Annotated in this window: 11 protein-coding genes; 2 read left to right on the forward strand and 9 right to left on the reverse strand. The window is 32.6% G+C overall.

Going from position 1 to position 18,512, the window contains the following annotated elements; genetic code table 11:
• Positions 1–192 precede the first annotated feature (192 nt).
• The 6 genes from N4A57_RS09270 to N4A57_RS09295 form a co-directional block, all read right to left on the reverse strand.
• Entirely contained in the window at positions 193–3,252 is a 3,060-nt protein-coding gene (locus tag N4A57_RS09270; RefSeq protein ID WP_293657720.1) for an efflux RND transporter permease subunit, read from the reverse strand.
• Positions 3,253–3,265: 13 nt separating this feature from the next.
• Positions 3,266–4,375 carry an efflux RND transporter periplasmic adaptor subunit gene (locus N4A57_RS09275; protein ID WP_293657721.1) on the reverse strand — a complete coding sequence of 370 codons (1,110 nt, stop codon included), beginning with the start codon at positions 4,373–4,375 and terminating at the stop codon, positions 3,266–3,268.
• A gap of 84 nt (positions 4,376–4,459) precedes the next feature.
• Positions 4,460–5,050, reverse strand: coding sequence for a TetR/AcrR family transcriptional regulator (locus tag N4A57_RS09280; RefSeq protein ID WP_293657722.1), 591 nt, complete (start codon positions 5,048–5,050; stop codon positions 4,460–4,462).
• Between the two features lie 93 nt (positions 5,051–5,143).
• Entirely contained in the window at positions 5,144–8,197 is a 3,054-nt protein-coding gene (locus N4A57_RS09285) for an efflux RND transporter permease subunit (protein WP_293657723.1), read from the reverse strand.
• A 13-nt stretch (positions 8,198–8,210) separates the two neighbouring features.
• Positions 8,211–9,296, reverse strand: coding sequence for an efflux RND transporter periplasmic adaptor subunit (locus tag N4A57_RS09290; protein WP_293657724.1), 1,086 nt, complete (start codon positions 9,294–9,296; stop codon positions 8,211–8,213).
• Between the two features lie 468 nt (positions 9,297–9,764).
• Entirely contained in the window at positions 9,765–11,447 is a 1,683-nt protein-coding gene (locus N4A57_RS09295; protein ID WP_293657725.1) for a methyl-accepting chemotaxis protein, read from the reverse strand.
• A gap of 454 nt (positions 11,448–11,901) precedes the next feature.
• Between N4A57_RS09295 and N4A57_RS09300 the strand changes: the two genes are divergently transcribed.
• On the forward strand, positions 11,902–13,974 hold the full coding sequence (locus tag N4A57_RS09300) for a DEAD/DEAH box helicase (protein ID WP_293657726.1): 2,073 nt from the start codon (positions 11,902–11,904) through the stop codon (positions 13,972–13,974).
• Entirely contained in the window at positions 13,975–14,934 is a 960-nt protein-coding gene (locus tag N4A57_RS09305) for a hypothetical protein (protein ID WP_293657727.1), read from the forward strand.
• Between the two features lie 264 nt (positions 14,935–15,198).
• Here N4A57_RS09305 and N4A57_RS09310 read toward each other — a convergent pair whose 3' ends face one another.
• The 3 genes from N4A57_RS09310 to N4A57_RS09320 form a co-directional block, all read right to left on the reverse strand.
• A complete protein-coding gene (locus tag N4A57_RS09310) occupies positions 15,199–17,451 on the reverse strand; it encodes a multicopper oxidase family protein (RefSeq protein WP_330671494.1) in 2,253 nt (750 codons plus the stop codon).
• 201 nt (positions 17,452–17,652) lie between these two features.
• Positions 17,653–17,949 (reverse strand): hypothetical protein, encoded by a 297-nt coding sequence (locus tag N4A57_RS09315; RefSeq protein WP_293657728.1) that lies wholly within the window; start codon positions 17,947–17,949, stop codon positions 17,653–17,655.
• Positions 17,950–18,144: 195 nt separating this feature from the next.
• Positions 18,145–18,339, reverse strand: coding sequence for a hypothetical protein (locus tag N4A57_RS09320; RefSeq protein WP_293657729.1), 195 nt, complete (start codon positions 18,337–18,339; stop codon positions 18,145–18,147).
• Between the last annotated feature and the right edge of the window lie 173 nt (positions 18,340–18,512).

An 18,512-nucleotide genomic window follows, 5' to 3' on the forward strand; every position in this document is an offset into this window, starting at 1 on the left:
TAACCTATCCACTCTCCTTTGTTTTGTATTTGGTCGGCAAACCTAAATACTATTCTAACAAAGGAGTCTTTTATTTTCTGCTCACCGCTGGAAGCTTTTTTGAACCACCCGCACAGCAGGTGGTTTTCACTTATACAAAAATTAAAAAGGCTAAGCTTCATAAGCCTAGCCTTTAACTATTACTATTAAATCTTAATTTTTAGCCATTTCCTTTTTCTTTAACATTAAAGTTTCTATTAAGCTATAAATAACAGGTATTACTATCATAGTTAAGAAAGTGGATACTAATAATCCAAACATTAAGGATACGGCCATAGGAGTAAACAAACTACTCTTTGCAAGGGCAAGGGGTATTAATCCTATTATGGTAGTCCCTGCACTTAATATGATGGCATTGAACCTCTTATCCACTGCATCAACGCACGCATCATTTATAGTATGTCCTTCATCCCTTGCATCGTTCATGTATTCTATTAATAATATACCATTTTTAACAACTAATCCTATTAGGGCAATTATACCTAGGAATGCCGTTAAAGATAAGGGTTGTTTAAATAAATACAGTCCTACTATAGACCCTATTAAAGATAAAGGTACTGTAGTTAATATTACTACTGGTTGTAAGAATGAATCAAACTGTACCACTAGTATAATATAGATTAGTACTATGGCAAATATAGCCAGCAATCCTACTATGGTGAAGTTTTTCTTTATTTCTTCCCTTTCCCCATCATAGGTTATCTTCGTTCCCCATGTATCTAATTTAGGCATTAATTCAAACTCTATTTTGTTTTCTAAATCCGTTGCATTATATCCTGGCAATTCATTAACTAATATGGTCACCGTTTGATCCCTATTATATGTCTTTATAGTATCTAGTTTATTAGAGTAACCCACTATTGCAAATTGCTTTAATGGCACTTTCTTTTTCGTTACGGAAGATTTTATCTTCATATTTTCTAAAAAGGCCACATTATTAATATTACTTTCTAATTTAATATTATATTCATTTCCACTTTTTCTATATACTGAAGACTTTTTACCATATAGGGCCATATTTATTTGCTTTTGAATATCATACTTAGTTATTCCCATACTTATGGCTTTATCCTCATCCACATCCACATTTATTTCATAAGTCTTATCCCTCATATCATGCTTTACTTTAGCTACGCCTTCCATTTGGCCAATTTCTTTTTTAAGCATATTTGATACTTCTGCTAATCTATCTAAATTATCTCCTGATACTTTTATTTGTACCTTTGCATCAGATGGTTTAGCATTTGCCAGTAGTTTTACTTTACATTCACCTGATGAAATATTCTCGTCTAATTGTACTTGTATAAAATCTAGAAGTTCTAAATTAGAATTAAATCTATTTTCTCCCTTTTCTAAATCAAATTTACAAACCATTTGTCCATAGTCATTTGAAGGCATGGCCGGTGGCATGGATATGTAAAACTTTGGTAGTCCGTTTCCTACAGCTACTGTATAGTTCGTTATCTCTGGTACATTTTTTAATAGGTTTACCACTTCATCTGTAAGTCCTTCTGTAGCATCTATATTAGATGATGCTTCTGAATTCATGTCTATATACAATAAAGTCTTATCCGTATAGGGGAAGAACTCTGATGGTAATGCTGGCATTAATACTTTGACTACTAAAATCAACATAATAAATGTACCTATTACTACAGTCTTAGATCTATTTAAAGAATTTCTCAAAGCATTCTCAAAGAATTTTCTTAATATATTTTCCTTTTCATCCTTTTTAATTGCCTTTTTAAATAGCATAGCTGACATGGCCGGTGTGATAAACATGGATACCACATAAGCTGCTATTATGGATATTATTAAAACTAAAGGTATAGCTATTAGGAAATCTCCAGCTACTCCTGGTAGTCCTAGTAATGGTGAAAATGCAGCTATAGTAGTTAATGTTGCTGTAAATATGGGAATGGCCGACATGCTAGTTCCCTTGTATGCTGCTTCGTGGGCAGTTTCTCCATTATCTATTCTCACCTGGATAGTGTCACTTATAACTATGGCATTATCCACCAATATACCAAGGGCAACTATTAAAGCTGTTAAAGACATTTGATGTATTTTTATTCCCATTAAATACATGACTCCAAAGGTCATTAAGATGGACATGGGAATAGCAGCAGATACTACTAGGGCATTTCTCATACCCATTCCTAAGAATACTACCACAATAACTAATACTACACCCTCAACTAAATTTATCATAAAGTCATTAACGGATTTGGATACATCCTCTGGTTGATATATAACTTCTTCTACTACTAAGTCCTTTGGTAATTGGCCTTTAACCTCATCTATTATTTTTCTTACATCTTTACCTATTATTACTACATTCTTTCCCTCTTTGAAATATCCAGTTAAAAGTACAGCATTCTTCCCATTTTGCTTATACTTCTGAGCCCCATCCTCAAGGCCCATATATATATCTGCCACATCTCTTAACCTTACTGGACTTCCACTTTGAGATGATATTCCTATTATAGTATTTTCTATATCCTTTAAGGATGTGAATATACCTGGAGTTTTTACTGTAATCTTGTCTTTGCCATATTCAATATCTCCAGATGGTATTTCAAGATTTTGGGCTTGTAACACCTTATCAATATCATCAATTCCCATTCCATATTGATTTAATTTTTCTATATCTACAACTACTTTAACTTCTTTTTCTAATTTACCCTCTATATTAAACTTAGATATGCCATTTATATCTGATAATTTATCTTTAAATAATTCACCAAAGGATTCTAATTGATCATAGGTATAATTATCTCCTGATAAACTTATTATGATTCCTGCTGCTTCTGCTAAATCTGTATTTATACGACTTGCCATAGTTCCACTAGGAAGTTCACTTGCCACATCAGCCATGGCATTTCTCACATCCTGCATGGCCTTATCATTATCCACATCACTATCAAATCCTACTAAAACAATGGATAAACCTTCCTTAGATGTTCCTTCTACCTTATCAAATCCATCTATTTCTACCATCTTGTCTTCTATCTTTTTAGTTACAAGTTCCTTCATATCTTTAGGTGATCCACCTGGATAAGGAGTTACAATAAGGGCATAGGGTACTGATACATCAGGACTCTCTTGTCTTGGTAGTATATAATAACTAACAGCCCCTAGTATACCTATTACAATAGATAGAAATATGACTATTACCTTTTTTTCTATGAGTTTCTTAATTATGCTATTCATAAGTATGACCTCTCTACTCCACTATTTTTACTTTAGTTCCATCATCTAAATTCTTCATACCGCTTATAGCTATTTTTTCTCCAGCCTTTAAGCCCTTTACTAACATCTTGTTATCAGAAATCTTATCTATTTGTATAGTTCTTTTAAAAGCCCTATCTCCTTCTATTATATATACATAATCTTCTCCATTAGAAAAGATAGATGTTACTGGTACCCATATGCCCGATTCTGCTCCTATGGGAAAATCCACATTGGCAATGGAGCCTAATCTATAGTGATTTGTATTAACCGTCACTTCCACATTATAAGTTCTACTTTCCTTATCTGGTACTTCTGAAATATTTGTTACATTCCCATTCGCTTTGTTTCCATCCACATCCACTTGAGCTTCTTGACCTAGTTTTAATTTATCAATATCCCTTTGAGCTACCCCTACATTTATTACCTGCTCATTACTTCTAAGAACTACTATAGGATGATATGCTGCAACTAGCTCACTTTCTTCTGCTAATATATCTAATACTACACCATCATCTTTAGATGTAAGTGCCGCGTCCTCTATTAATGTAGTTTTATAATCATAATCTGCCTTTGCCTGTTCATATTTAGCCTTTCCTTGTAAATATGCAGCTTCACTTTGGTCTAATTTAAGCTTTACTTTGTCGTATGTATCTCTAGATACGGCCTTTTCACCATATAATTTCTCTATTTTATTAAAATATTCCCTATCATAATTTAGAGCATCACTAGCCCTTTTAATATTTAACTCTGCCGCATCTAATACGCCCTTAGCAGCCGTTACTTGGAATTTCAAATCAGATGTATCTAGTGTTCCTAGTACTTGCCCTTTACTTATCTTATCTCCCTTTTCCACATTTATAGATCCAATTTTTCCATTTACTTTAAACCCATACTTAGTAGTCTCCTTAGAATTTACAGTTCCTATATAATCTAGGCTAACAGGTTTCTCGTCCTTGGCTACCTCTTGTACCTTTACAGCCTTAACCCTCTCTTTTTTTTCATCAGCTTCAGCCTTACTACAACCTGATAATGAAAATAACAATATTAGTATAGCCATTAGTGACACTAGTTTTTTCATATCGTATTCATCTCCTTTTTTCATTTTCTTGTTAATGAATTTTCATTCATTAATATCTATAAATTTAAATGAATGACTCACCATCCATTTTATTTTCAAAGAATAATATTATTTTAATGCATTCACGCACATTTTAACTATTTTATCTATCCTCTCTTCTGTTAACTTATTTGTATCCATATCATCCCTCAATATCCAACTTATATAAGTAAGGGGCATTACTAATAATACTAATCCCATGTCTATAGAGTCCATCTGTTCTCCTAATTCTTTCCTCTTTTTTCCCTTTACAACTATAGTTTCAATAAATTTTGAAATCATATCTGCATTATTTTCAATTATCCGTTGAAAGGTAGTTCCCGATTCTAAGGCTAACACAGCTGCAAGCATGGCCTTTGATGGTTTTTCTTTGGCCATTATAAACAGTTCTCTTACAAAATCCTCTACTATATCATATATGGAGTCTTCCCTTTTCCCTAAAGAATTTATCTTATCCTTATAAATTTCAAAATTACTTCTTATTAATTCAGCAACTAATTCTTCCTTACTTTCATAATGCCTATACATATATCCAGTAGAAACTCCTGCACGTTTTGCTATTTGTGCTATGGATGCCCCTATATATCCATATTCCACTATCATTTCTACTGCTGCTTCTTTTATTTTTTCTATCTTTGTTGGATCTGCTTTTCTCGCCATAATTTCCTTCCCTCTTATAAAATGAATTTCAATTCATTTTAATACATTTATAAACTTTAGTCAATAGAAAATAAGAAAATAGAGGCCAATGTATTAGGCCTCTATTTTCTTATTTTCTCTGAAAGTTTCTATTAAGCTATATATTACAGGTATTACTATCATAGTTAGAAAGGTAGATGCGGCCAATCCAAACATGAGGCTTATGGCCATTGGTGAGAATAGGCTACTATTTCCTATAGCTAGAGGAACTAATCCCATTATGGTAGTTACTGCACTTAGTATGATAGCATTAAATCTTTTGTCAACTGCATCTATACAAGCCTCATCAATACTATGGCCTTCATTTCTTCCTTCATTTATATATTCTATTAAAAGTATTCCATTCTTAACAACTAACCCTATTAAGGCTATTATTCCTAAAAATGCCGTTAAGGATAGGGGTTTTTTAAAGAAATATAGCCCTATAACAGAACCTATAATAGATAGGGGTATGGTCATAAGTATTACTACAGGTTGTATAAATGAATTAAATTGTATAACTAAAATTATATATATGAGTATTACTGTAAATCCTGCTAATACACCTGCCACACTAAAATATTCCTTTATATCTTCACGCTCTCCATCAAAGGTAACATTTACTCCTGTTAAATCTAGTTTTGGAAGTAACTCATTTTCTATTCTATTTTCAATGGATGCAGCATTGTATCCGGGCAATTCATTTGCCAATAGTTCTATGGATTGTTCCCTATTAAAGGTTTTTATTGTATCTAGTTTATTAGAATAATTTATTTTAGCAAATTGTTTAAGTGGAACTTTTTTTCCTGTTATGGATGATTTTATTTTCATGTTACTAAGGAGGGCCGTATCCTTAATATTACTTTCTATCTTTATATTGTATTCACTTCCATCCCTTCTATAAACAGAAGACACCTTACCATAAAGGGCCATATTTATTTGCTTTTGAATATCGTATTTAGTTATGCCCATACTTATGGCCTTATCTTCATCTATATCCACTTGTATTTGATATACCTTATCCTTCATGTCATGTCGTACATTAGTGGTTCCTTCTAATTTAGATACTTCCTTTTTCATAGTATTGGCCACTTCCATTAATCTATCTAGATTTTCTCCAGACATTCTCACTATGATCTTAGCCTCTTTAGGTACTGCATTGGCTAAAAGTTTGGCAGTGCATTTTCCCTCTGGTATATTTTCATCTAATGTACTTTGTATATGGTCTAATAATTCTAATTTTGATTTGAATCGATTATCCCCTTTAGTTAAATCAAATTTGCAAAGCATTTGACCATAATCACTAGATGGTGTGGCTGGAGGCATGGTTAGATAAAATTTAGGTAATCCATCACCTACGGCCACCGTATAATTTGTTATTTCTGGTATATGATTTAAAACTTCTACCACATGATCCGTAAGCCTTTCTGTGGCCTCCATATTAGCTATATTTTCCGAGTACATATCTATATAAACTAGGTCCTTATCCACATAAGGGAAAAATTCTGATGGAAGCATGGGCATAATTACTTTTACAGTAATTAATAAAACTATAAATATACTAATTACTACAGTTTTCTTTCTCTTTAAGGACTCTTCTAAGGACTTATGAAAAATTCCCCTCAGTCTTTGTTTTTTTATTACCTTCTCCCCAGTAGGTTTAAAAAATATGGTAGCCATAGATGGGGTTATGAACATGGCCACCACATAGGCTCCTATTATGGATATTATTAAAACTTGTGGTATGGCTAATAAAAAATCTCCCGCTGCCCCTGGTAATCCCAGTAGTGGTGAAAAGGCCGCTATAGTAGTAAGGGTTGCTGTAAATATGGGGATTGATGACATACTAGTGCCTTTAAGGGATGCCAGTTCATTACTCTCTCCCTTATCAATCCTCACTTGAATAGTATCACTAATAACTATGGCATTATCCACAAGTATACCCAGTGCTATAATGAGGGCGGTTAAGGACATTTGATGTATTTTTATTTTCATTAAAAACATTATTCCAAAGGTCATTAATATACAAAGGGGTATGGATGTGGATACTACTAAGGCATTTCTAAGACCCATTCCTAAAAATACTACTATTATTACTAATACTATACCTTCTACTAAACTTAGCATGAAATCATTTACCGAATCTGATACATCCTTTGGTTGGTATACTACCTCCTCCACCACTAAGTCAGGAGGTAATTTCCTTTTCACATTATCTATTATCTTCCTTACATCTTTACCTATTAATACAACATTTTTATTTTCTTTAAAATAACCTGTTAAAAGTACTGCATTTTTTCCATTTTGTTTATATTTAGCAGCACCTTCTTCTAAGTCCACATATATATTAGCAATATCCTTTAAACGGAGTACATTTCCATTTTGTGGTGATACGGCTACTATTGTATTCTCTATGTCCTTTGTGGATGTGAATATACCAGGTGTTTTTACTGTTATTTTATCTCCATCATAGTCTATATCCCCCGTTGGAATTTCAAGATTTTGTGCCTTTAATATTTTATCTATTTCATCTATTCCTAAATCTATTTCATTTAATTTTCTAATATCTATATCTACCTTCACTTCCTTATCAAGCTTACCTTCTATAGTAAATTTAGATATACCCTCTGCAGTTGAAAGTTCATTTTTAAAAAGTTCTCCAAAGGACTCTAATTGTTCGTAAGTATAATTTTCACCAGATAAACTTATTATGATTCCTGCACTTTTAACCAAATCCGTATCTACATGAACTCCCATTATGCCCGTTGGCAGATCCCTTCTCACATCTTCTATGGCATTTCTCACATCCTGCATAGCCTTATCATTATCTGCATCTGCATCAAACTTTACTACTATAATTGATAGGCCTTCCTTTGATGTACCCATGGCCTTTTCAAAACCATCTAATTCTACCATTTTGTCCTCTATTTTTTTCGTAACTAATTCTTTTACATCCTTTGGATTTGCTCCAGGATAAGGAGTTATAACCATAGCGTAGGGTGCTGATACATCAGGACTTTCTTGTCTTGGTAAAATATAATAACTATATACTCCTACTAATCCTATTATTACCGCTAAAAACATGGTTATTACTCTTTTTTCAATGAGTTTTTTAATTATTGTATTCATTTAAATAACCCCTTTATTTAACGATTTTAACTTTAGATCCATCGTCTAAGTTTTTCATTCCACTTACTGCTATGATTTCTCCAACCTTTACTCCCTCAATTTCCATCATATTGTCATATATATTTTTAATTTTAATTCCCCTTTTAAATGCCCTATCTTCTTTTATTACATATACATAATCTTCTCCATTAGAAAATATGGCTGTCATAGGAATCCATATGCCCTTTTCTTCTCCCACAGGAAAGGATACTTTAGCAATTGAACCTAATCTGTATTTTTCATTATTCACTACCACTTCCGTATTATAAGTTCTAGTGTTTTCATCAGGAACTTCTGAAATATTACTTATTATTCCTTGTGAAATATTATTTTCCACATCTACCCTAGCCTTTTCTCCCAATATTATTTTATCTATTTCACTTTGAGAAACGCCCACATTTACTACTTGACTCTCACTTCTAACTACTACAGCTGGATGATATGCTCCTATCAATTCATTTTCTTCTCCTAATACTTCTAGTACTACTCCATTCTTCTTAGTTTTTATAGTAGAATCCTCTATTAGAGTTAGGGAATGATCATAATCTGCCTTAGCCCTTTCATATTGAGCCTTAGCTTGTAAATAGGATGCTTCATTTTGATCTAGTTGAAGCTTTGCTTTATCATAATTATCTTTAGAAGCAGCCCTTTGTTCATATAATTTTTCTATTTTCTCGAAATAATCCCTATTATAATCTAGAGTATCCTTTACTTTTTCTATATTTAAGCTAGCCGTATCTAGTACTCCCTTGGCCCCCTTCATTTTAAAATTCAAATCCTTTATATCTAAAATGGCTAAAACATCTCCTATCTTTACTTTGTCCCCCTTCTCTACCATAATACTTTCAATTTTTCCGTTTACCTTAAACCCATATTTAGTAGTTTCTTTAGAATCTACAGTTCCTATATATTCTAAAAATATAGGTCTTTTTTCTAACTTTACCTCATGGACCTTTACTGCCTTTACCCTTTCATCATTTAAATCTGCCGATGCCTTTGAACAAGCTGTCAATGAAAATAAAAGCATAAAAGAAATTAATACTATACATGCTCCTCTCATGACCATTACTCCCTTCCTTTTAATGAATTGAAATTCATTAAAAAATCTAAATAAAATGAATGCTTATCCATTCATTTTGTTCACATTAATTATATTGAATCTAATTAATCCCTTACTATATACTATATATTTATTTTAATTTAAAAAATTACCAGGGTAAAGGAATTTTAAGAATATTTTAACAATTTATTTTTCAGTGCAACCATAGGTTCATGTGAATAACTTCTAAATACCCCTAAATAGAACTTAACGATCTGACAGATAATTCCCCCTGAATAACCACCAAAAATCTTTCACACGTTACCCCTATGATTGCACCAAGTAGTGTCACCTATATAAATTCTATATCCTTAACAATTTCCCTTTTTTTAGGCAATATTTTATCATGCCAGTCTATTAACTTTTAACTTAAAAAAACCACTATTTGACCATACTAAGTCTAAATAGTGGCATATTTTATTGAAATAATTAAACTTTAAATTCATGTACTTCTTCATTTAATTCCCTAGCAATTTTTTCTAATTTTGTAGCCATAGAAGACACCTCATCTATGGTAGCCATCTGCTGTTCAACACTAGCACTTACTTCTTCAGTAGATGCTGCTCCTTGCTGAGATATTGTAGCCATACTTTCTATAGAACTAAATATATGCTCCTTGTCCTGATCAATATTTTCTATGGTTTGTGTAAGGGTTTCTACTTCATGTATGCTTTTTTCAACAGTATGGATTATAGATTCAAAAGCATCTGTCGTTTCCATAGAGGCCTTAGATGTATCATTAACAATTTCATTTGCTGTATTCATATTATCACTAGCACTTTTTATATCTCCTTGCATTTCAGATATGATTTTATGGACATCTTCTGTAGCCTTGTCCGTGTCTTCTGCTAATTTTCTTATTTCCTCGGCTACTACTGCAAACCCCTTCCCAGCTTCTCCTGCTCTAGCAGCTTCTATGGAAGCATTAAGTGCTAAAAGATTCGTTTGGGTAGCAATTTCTTTTATTGTATCCACAATATTTCCTACTAAATCAGATTTATCTGACAATGTATTTACATTTTTGTTAACTTCCTTTGTAATAATCAATGTATCCTTAATTTTGCCTTTTAAATTACCTATAGATTCCATTCCCTTTTTACTAGCAATACCAGTTCCTTCAATATTTTCTTTTACAAGTTTGGCACTACTTGTAGTGTCATCTATAGCTTGGCCAAGACTTATTAATTTTTCCACACTTACTGTTGATTCTTTAGCTTGACTTGTTGCCCCTTGTGCTAATTGATCTGTAGCTTTTCCTATTTCACTAACGGTAATAGCTGTTTCATTAGAGGCTATAGACAGATTTTCTGAATACTTGTACGTTTCTTCAGAATGCTGTCTAATACTTTCCACCATCCTTCTAAGGGAGTCTCTCATTTCTAAAACTGCATTTGTCATAACTCCCGTTTCGTCATTAGCTATTTTCAATGTATCGTATGATCCGTCATGGGATAAATCTAAATTTGCAGTAGCATGGATTAATTTTGATAATTCCATAAAACACTTGAGAAGTTTTGCCACTGTCATATATATTCCAAAACCTATTATTATAAATGCTATTATAGATGAAAAAATAGCTTTTTTAACTACAGCATTTACTGTTTTTTCGATACCATAAATAGGTATTCCCACATCTAACGCTCCCACATGTTCTCCCTTTTTATAAAGGGGAACCATTATGTCATAGGTCCAAATTTTTTGCACATCAGCATAAAATTTAGAAGTCTTAATATTTCCATTTGTTGCACCATCTTCTGTATAAGGGTCATCACTATAGACCTTGCCTATCTTTTGTGTGTCACTATGGGCAATAGCTGTAACATTTTTATCTATAATTACTGCATAGGCTATATTCTCTTGACTAGCCTTTTCTTTAACTATTTTTTGCATGATTTGTTTAGCATTTAATTCATTATGCTTTACTTCATTCTCTATTTGACTTTCTATTTCTTGAGCCAATTCAATACCTTTCTTAAGTAGTGCTTCTTCCATATTGGTCTTTACCGTATGAACAACTAAGGTTGTTAACCCTATAAAAACCACCCCATACATGACTAATGAAATGAAAGTAATTTTAAATTTTAAAGATTTGAATTTAGACTGCTTTTTCATATGCAACCCTCCCTACGTATGGTTCTCTACATATTTGAATTATACTAAGAAAATAGTGTTATTGCAAATATTGGTATTTATGTAAATTAATTCAAATAATTCAGAATTATTCACATTTATAATCTATATAGATTTATTGGTCTTAAAATTGCTTTATACATTTATCTTTATGGAAAAACATGGAATTGAATTTTGCCAGGTTAGTCGTTGGTCGTTAGTAGTTAGTGGTTTTAACGAAATACGACTAACAACTTACCCAATCCAACAAATCCTTTAATTACCAAAAACATTTTTGTATAAAATTAATTTATTACTACGAAATCTATATTCACCAAATCTCACCCTTATTATATTCATTATTGCTTGTTTACAAAATAAAGTATGGGTTATAATGTGAGTATGAATGATTCATCAATAATAATGCTAAAACTAGAAAGTGAGTATGAATGTATGTATGTATAAATTTCTATTTAAATTAAATAAAGACTTATTAGATTTAGGTGCTATTGAACTAAATGATCAAACTTTAGCTATTTTTAATAATATAGAAGACCTAGAACCAATATTCTTCATAAATGAAAAAGGAGAAGAAAAAAAATTCAAAATCAACAAATCTGAAAAATTACTTCAAGGAAGAGGGATTAAAGGTTTTTTCAAAAAATATTCTGCCGAATATGTCTTTATCTCCCCTATTGGAGAAAAACAATTCAAAATCTATCATATGAATAAGCCATCCAAGGGATTTTTCAGACAATTTCCAATAAATATGGATAATCAAGAAAAGCTAGAAGAAATACTCTTATCTCTAAATAATATGAAAAATGGAGATGAAAAATGGTTTCATAATTATCACACATCACAATCCTTTAATTTAAATGCTAAAAATGACGAGTTGATGTGCCTCCCCTATCTAAGAGATCTTCAACTATTCGATTATCAGCTAAAAACAGTAAAATCTGCTATCAATAGATTCAAAGGTAGAGTTCTTTTTTGTGATGAGGTAGGTTTAGGAAAAACCGTTGAAGCGGGTATGACCATGATGGAATATGTAACAAGAGGTCTAGTTAGAAAAATCCTTATTCTTGTACCCCCTTCTTTAGTAGAACAATGGTACACGGAAATGAAAAGAAAGTTTAATCTAGATTTCATTCGAGCTGATGATCCAAAATTCAAAGCCATGGGAGATGAAGCCTGGAATCATTATGATAAAGTCATTGCTTCCATATCTACTGCAAAAAGAAAAAACAATAGTGCTTTTATATCTAAAATTCACTATGATCTTGTAATAGTAGACGAGGCCCATCACCTTAAAAATAGAAATACCCTTGCCTGGAAATTTGTCAATAGTCTTCAAAAAAAATATATTTTCCTATTGACAGCTACCCCAGTACAAAATAAATTAGAAGAGCTTTATAATCTTATTACACTTTTAAAGCCTGGTCAGCTTAAAACTTATTCTTATTTTAAAAATAACTTTGTAGTAGATAAAGAAGGTATAGAAGCTAAAAATATTCATCGACTTCGTAACCTATTATCTGGTGTAATCATTAGAAATAAGAGAAGTGATGTGGATATTAAATTTACTAAAAGAAGGGCTATTACCTATAGTTTAACTTTATCTGATCTTGAACAAAATCTTTATGATGAAATCAGTACTTTTATACGTGAAAAATATTTAAATAATACAACAAAAATCCTTACTAAATTCATGCTTAAAAATTTACAAGAACAAATGGGAAGTAGCATCCATGCATCCATTTCTACTTTAAATAAATATGCTGAAAATGAAAAGCTTCATATGGAGGATCAGGAAATTCTTAAAAATTTTTCCAAGAGAGCTAATGGGATAATTAATACGAAAAACTACTCTAATAATAAGATTCAGCAAGTCCTAAAAATCATCCATGAAGTAAATGATAAGGTACTGATCTTTACTAAATATAGAGCCACTCAAAAGTTCATAGTAGATTATCTTACAAATGAAGGATTTCTTGTAGCCCAATTCCATGGTGGTCTTAAAAGAAAAGATAAAGAAGAACAGGTAAGATATTTCAAAGACAAAGCACAAGTTTTTGTATGTACTGAAGCTGGCGGCGAGGGACGTAACCTTCAGTTTTGTAATGCTATGATTAATTATGATTTGCCTTGGAATCCTATGGCTATTGAACAGCGAATAGGAAGAATTCATCGTGTAGGTCAAACTAGAGATGTATTTGTTTACAATCTTGCTTCTCAAAATACTGTTGAACACTATATTCTTGAACTCTTAGATAAAAAAATCAATATGTTTGAATTAGTAGTTGGAGAAGTAGATATGATTTTAGGAGATATTGAAGAAGATACAGACTTCTCAGAAATCATTATGAATACATGGGTTCAGTCAAAAGATATGACTATGATGAATGAAGAAATAGAAAAACTTGGCGAACAACTATTAGACAATAAAAGAAAATATATAAAAATGAAAAATTTAGATGATGAACTATTTGGTGATTCATTTAAAGTACCTAAAGGGAGTGAGTCATAAATGAAACTTCAAAATTTTGTAATAGCTGTGGTTGAAGCCATGAATGGAGCAGTAGATCTTTTAGAATACGCCCTTTGTTATGTGATGGTTCCAGAAGAATACAGTTATTATTTTAATGGGAAAACAGAAATGCTTTTAGCCTTTGACTTTGAAGTAGCTCAAGAAAATCCAGAAGCTGAGTTCATTACCTTTGGAAGCTATACCCTTGAACAACTCATAAATATTGTCCATGACAAAACCATAAGCACCCTTCGCTACGGGGTCATTGATAACCTTTCATTGTCAAAGGCAGAAGATAAAATAAAAAGATTTTTAGATATAGATAAGGGTCAAATGAAAATTCTAAAAGAGAAACATCTTTTAGGAAGATGGATTTGTTTTAATTATAAGGTAGGCTATACTGCCCACGAAAAAACAGAAGAACTTAGAGATATTTGGATAAACCTTCAAAATGGAGAAATAGATGAAAATCTACAGGAGAATAAAAATTTAATATTTCATACAAAGGAACTTCCTAAAAATTATGAGATTCCAGGTCAAGTGAATATTTTTGAAGCCTTTGAAAAATCTTATTCCTATTTAAAAGCACAATCCTCATCCACTACCATAGTAGATGAAATTGAGTTTAACAAAGAGCTTCAAAGATTAGATGAGTATTATAATGAACTTGAAAAGGAAAACTCAAAAAAGCTTGAACGTAAAGGAATTACTGATAAGAGAAAAAACGAGCTCCTTTCAAAGGCTGAAACCCTTAAGCTAGAAAGACTAAAACAAAAACAAGAGATGACTAATAAATATAGGGTAGATATAGATATGACCCTAGATAATGGTGTCATGTATTTCATCCCCCTAATAGAATACCATATCCAACTAACCTTTAGGGGAACAGAAGAGGAAAAAATACTTCACTATAATCCAATTATTAAATCATTTTATGAGCCTACAAAAAATCTTTTGTAAGCTCATTAATTCCTCCTCTTTCATAGGTATAATTTACATGCTAAAATCTAACATTTGTTCCTATACTGGAGAGGAGTTTTAAAAACATTTCAATGGTTTATTTTTTAGTGCAACCACAGGTTCATGCGAATAACTTCTAAATACTCCCAAATAGAACTTAAGGATTTGACAGATAATTTCCTCTGAATAACCACTAAAGATCTTTCACATGTTACCCGCATGGTTGCACCAAGTAGTGTCACCTATATATACATTCTATAGCCTTTATGAATTTCCTTTATTCGAACCTACTTCATGAAACTTCTGGCAACCTTTTCTAATGCAAACTTTAACAATATCCTTTTCCACAAATTTATAAGCTAAGGGCTTATCTATAAGAGGATGGGTTCCAAAATTTTGAGTATGGGCATAAACTTCACATAATATGGTCACACCTGTAATCCTAAAATCATCACCTTCATTAGCATCTTCCCTATCAATTCCACACTGGAACGGAATATCATCAATAATTTCTTTCTCTTGTTCAATTCCATTATCTAAAAGGGCTGTATAGGTTATAGTCCTTCGTATAAAACCACTAATAATGACTTTCTCAGGACATACCCTTTCAATTTGGGCAAAAACTCTATTTTCATGAACAATAGGTTCATCCTTTAGTGCTGGAGGAACTAACTGAGTCCTTCCCTCCACCATAATTTCACAGCAGGATTGGGGGTTAACTACAGGAGTAGGACAATCTATAACCTTAAGAGGTCTCATCATTTCATTGTCTTCATGATCTAAGATATGACAATGCCATACATATCCAGGGCCAAAGGTAGGATCAAATGGAAATAAATTTACTCCTGGTTTAACTTCTTTAGGATTAGCATCCTGTGGTGCCCAGCGAAGCCTAAGTCTAGTCACTTCTCCTGGCATCATTAAAACAGTATCTTTCCATCCACGCTCATTTAATGGTGGATCAATGGGATTACCTTCCAAGAAAGGTTCAACAGGCAATGGTATGGTTGGATGCTCAAGAGGAGGTTCACCATTAAGTTTGATCCATTCTTCACGGTATTTTCCATTATCAAATTTCTGACTATTTAAAACTTGGAACTGTATCAAGTGTACATGAATAGGATGTGCACCAGCGGTAAGGTTCACAATTTCCCACTCCACCGTTGATCCTACTATAGGCAATTCTGAAATGGGAGCCCCCCACACCTGTCCATCTAGTAGTAATTCAACAGGCATTGTAGGTCTGATGCGTACCACATCTAGAGTTAAAATCTTTTTTGGTACATCTGGAGTAAATACAGGTATTTTATTCAACTCTGGTGGAAGTTTAACAGGTGGTACTTCACATGTATCAAGTACCCTAAACTGCATAATCTGTCCAACAGTGTTCGGGTCTGGTGCTCTACCATTTGGGAAAGGTGCTGGAGCATCATTATTCATAATAATAGTTGTTCCTGGCTCTAACACAGAAAAATCAATCAGAATGTCAGCACGCTCTGCTGGTCCAATTAGTAGTTCAGTCATTGTCACAGGGAAAGGTAAAAATCCTCCGTCAGAACCAATCTGAATAAATGACTGATTATTAGAAAGCTTCAGGTTATAGGTTCTAGTATTAGATCCATTGAGGACCCTAAATCGGTACTGTCTACGCTCCACATTCAAATTAGGCCATACCTTTCCATTTACCATAATGGTATTACCTATAAATGCAGGACGCCAATAGGGGTGAATATCTGGAACCACACCATTACTAGGGAACAATAATGAACCATCTTCATTAAATGAACGGTCCTGAATAACTATAGGAATTTCATAGGGGCCACTTGGAAGAAGTGGAGATATTTTATTGTTTGGATCCCTTAGTAAATAAAATCCAGCAAAACCTCCATATACACCAAGACGTGTGGTTCCTAGTGCATGGTCATGATACCAAAGGGTAGTTGGTTCCTGTGTGTTTGGATAGGTAAAACGAGATTTAGAGAATTCTGGACCTTTTTTTCCCTCTCCAGCTGTAAACCATGCCTCTGGATGGCCATCTGAATCCGATCTAACCTCTGCCCCATGTAAATGTACCACAAGGGGAACTGGGCTCTGGGCTAAAGGATATCCTGGAGGAAATGGTAAAAATGGTGGTGTTGGCCTTGGTATATTATTAGGATTTGCCCAATGCAAGGTAGGATCTACTGCAAACAAATTGGGGTCAGTAATGTTATTTACCCACTGCACATTCACAGGCACTCCCCTAATAGCTTCAAATGTGGGACCTGGACTACTGCGAAAACAAGAAATTTCACCTATACAGGGATCTTCCACAGTACCTTCAAATCCCCAGACAGTAGTCTTAGGAAACATAGGTGGAAGGATCTGTTGCATAAATTGAGTCATACTAACTGTATAGTTATAACTTATATCTTCACCTGTAATTGGATTTTTTACAACGGTAGGTTTAAATACAGGTGGAATAAACAATTGATTAACGTATTTAGGGATGATACACGGATCTAATGGCTTTGTCATCCCTATCGCCTCCTTTTTCATAAATAGTTGAGAATAGGTTATCCTTTCTCACTTATATCTTATGAGGCTTGGCTGAAAAAGTGATTTATTAGCCATTTATATTTTTATCTTGTTTAGGCAACTAAAGTTACTATTCTTACTCCCATGAACAAAAACATAAAAAGATTATTTGCTCTATGAAAAACAAATAATCTTTTTTATTTAAAATGCCGATCCCACTATACTTATAAGAAAGAATACACCTAAACTTATATTAGCAAACATACTTGCTAATATCATCATCCTATTTCCCTTACTCCAAATACTGTATATCAACGCTCCCGTTGATGCTATTATATGGTTTCCTATGTATTGATTTTTAGCATAGGCACGTATCTCACCATATCTGCCTACTTCCATATACATTGTGTTTGGTAGTTTGTCGTATAATACAAAATATAATCCTACTATTAATACTAATATAAATGCGTTATGTCTTATGACATCTTTTCTGTCCATCGTTCATTTCTCCTTATGAATTAATTCAAGTTGAAAATTTCTTCTATTTTTTTAACAATTATTATATCATATATTTTATGGACAGTTCGTTTTCATAATATATATTATATGATTACATATTTAAGGGTGCTCTTTGATACTCCCCAAATGTTCCTATGGATTTCCCTTCTCCTAAATTAAAAACTTACTATTATTTTATTTGGTTACTTTTTGTATCCTATAAAGAATTCCAATACCTATTATGACTACTATACTAGAATAAAATGAAGGTAAATCATAAGCTTTATTAGCCGTATGAAATAAAAAACTAAGTATGGCATAAATGATAAATAGTACAAAACCCCTTTCATTTCCCTTTCTTCTAAAATTCATAGCTATAATAAAACACAAAATAAACCATAAACCTGCATATAACATCTGACGCTCCCACGCCTAAAGGCATGGGGTTCTTAAATATGTTAACTTCCCTTATACTCTCAACATAAGGCTTACATTATTACTAAATGCTCATGCCTACAACATTTAAGGACTAATTAATTTTTTTAAGACTTTCATTGACAATA

This window comes from Anaeromicrobium sp. (assembly GCF_025210435.1).
Taxonomy (GTDB): domain Bacteria; phylum Bacillota; class Clostridia; order Peptostreptococcales; family Thermotaleaceae; genus Anaeromicrobium.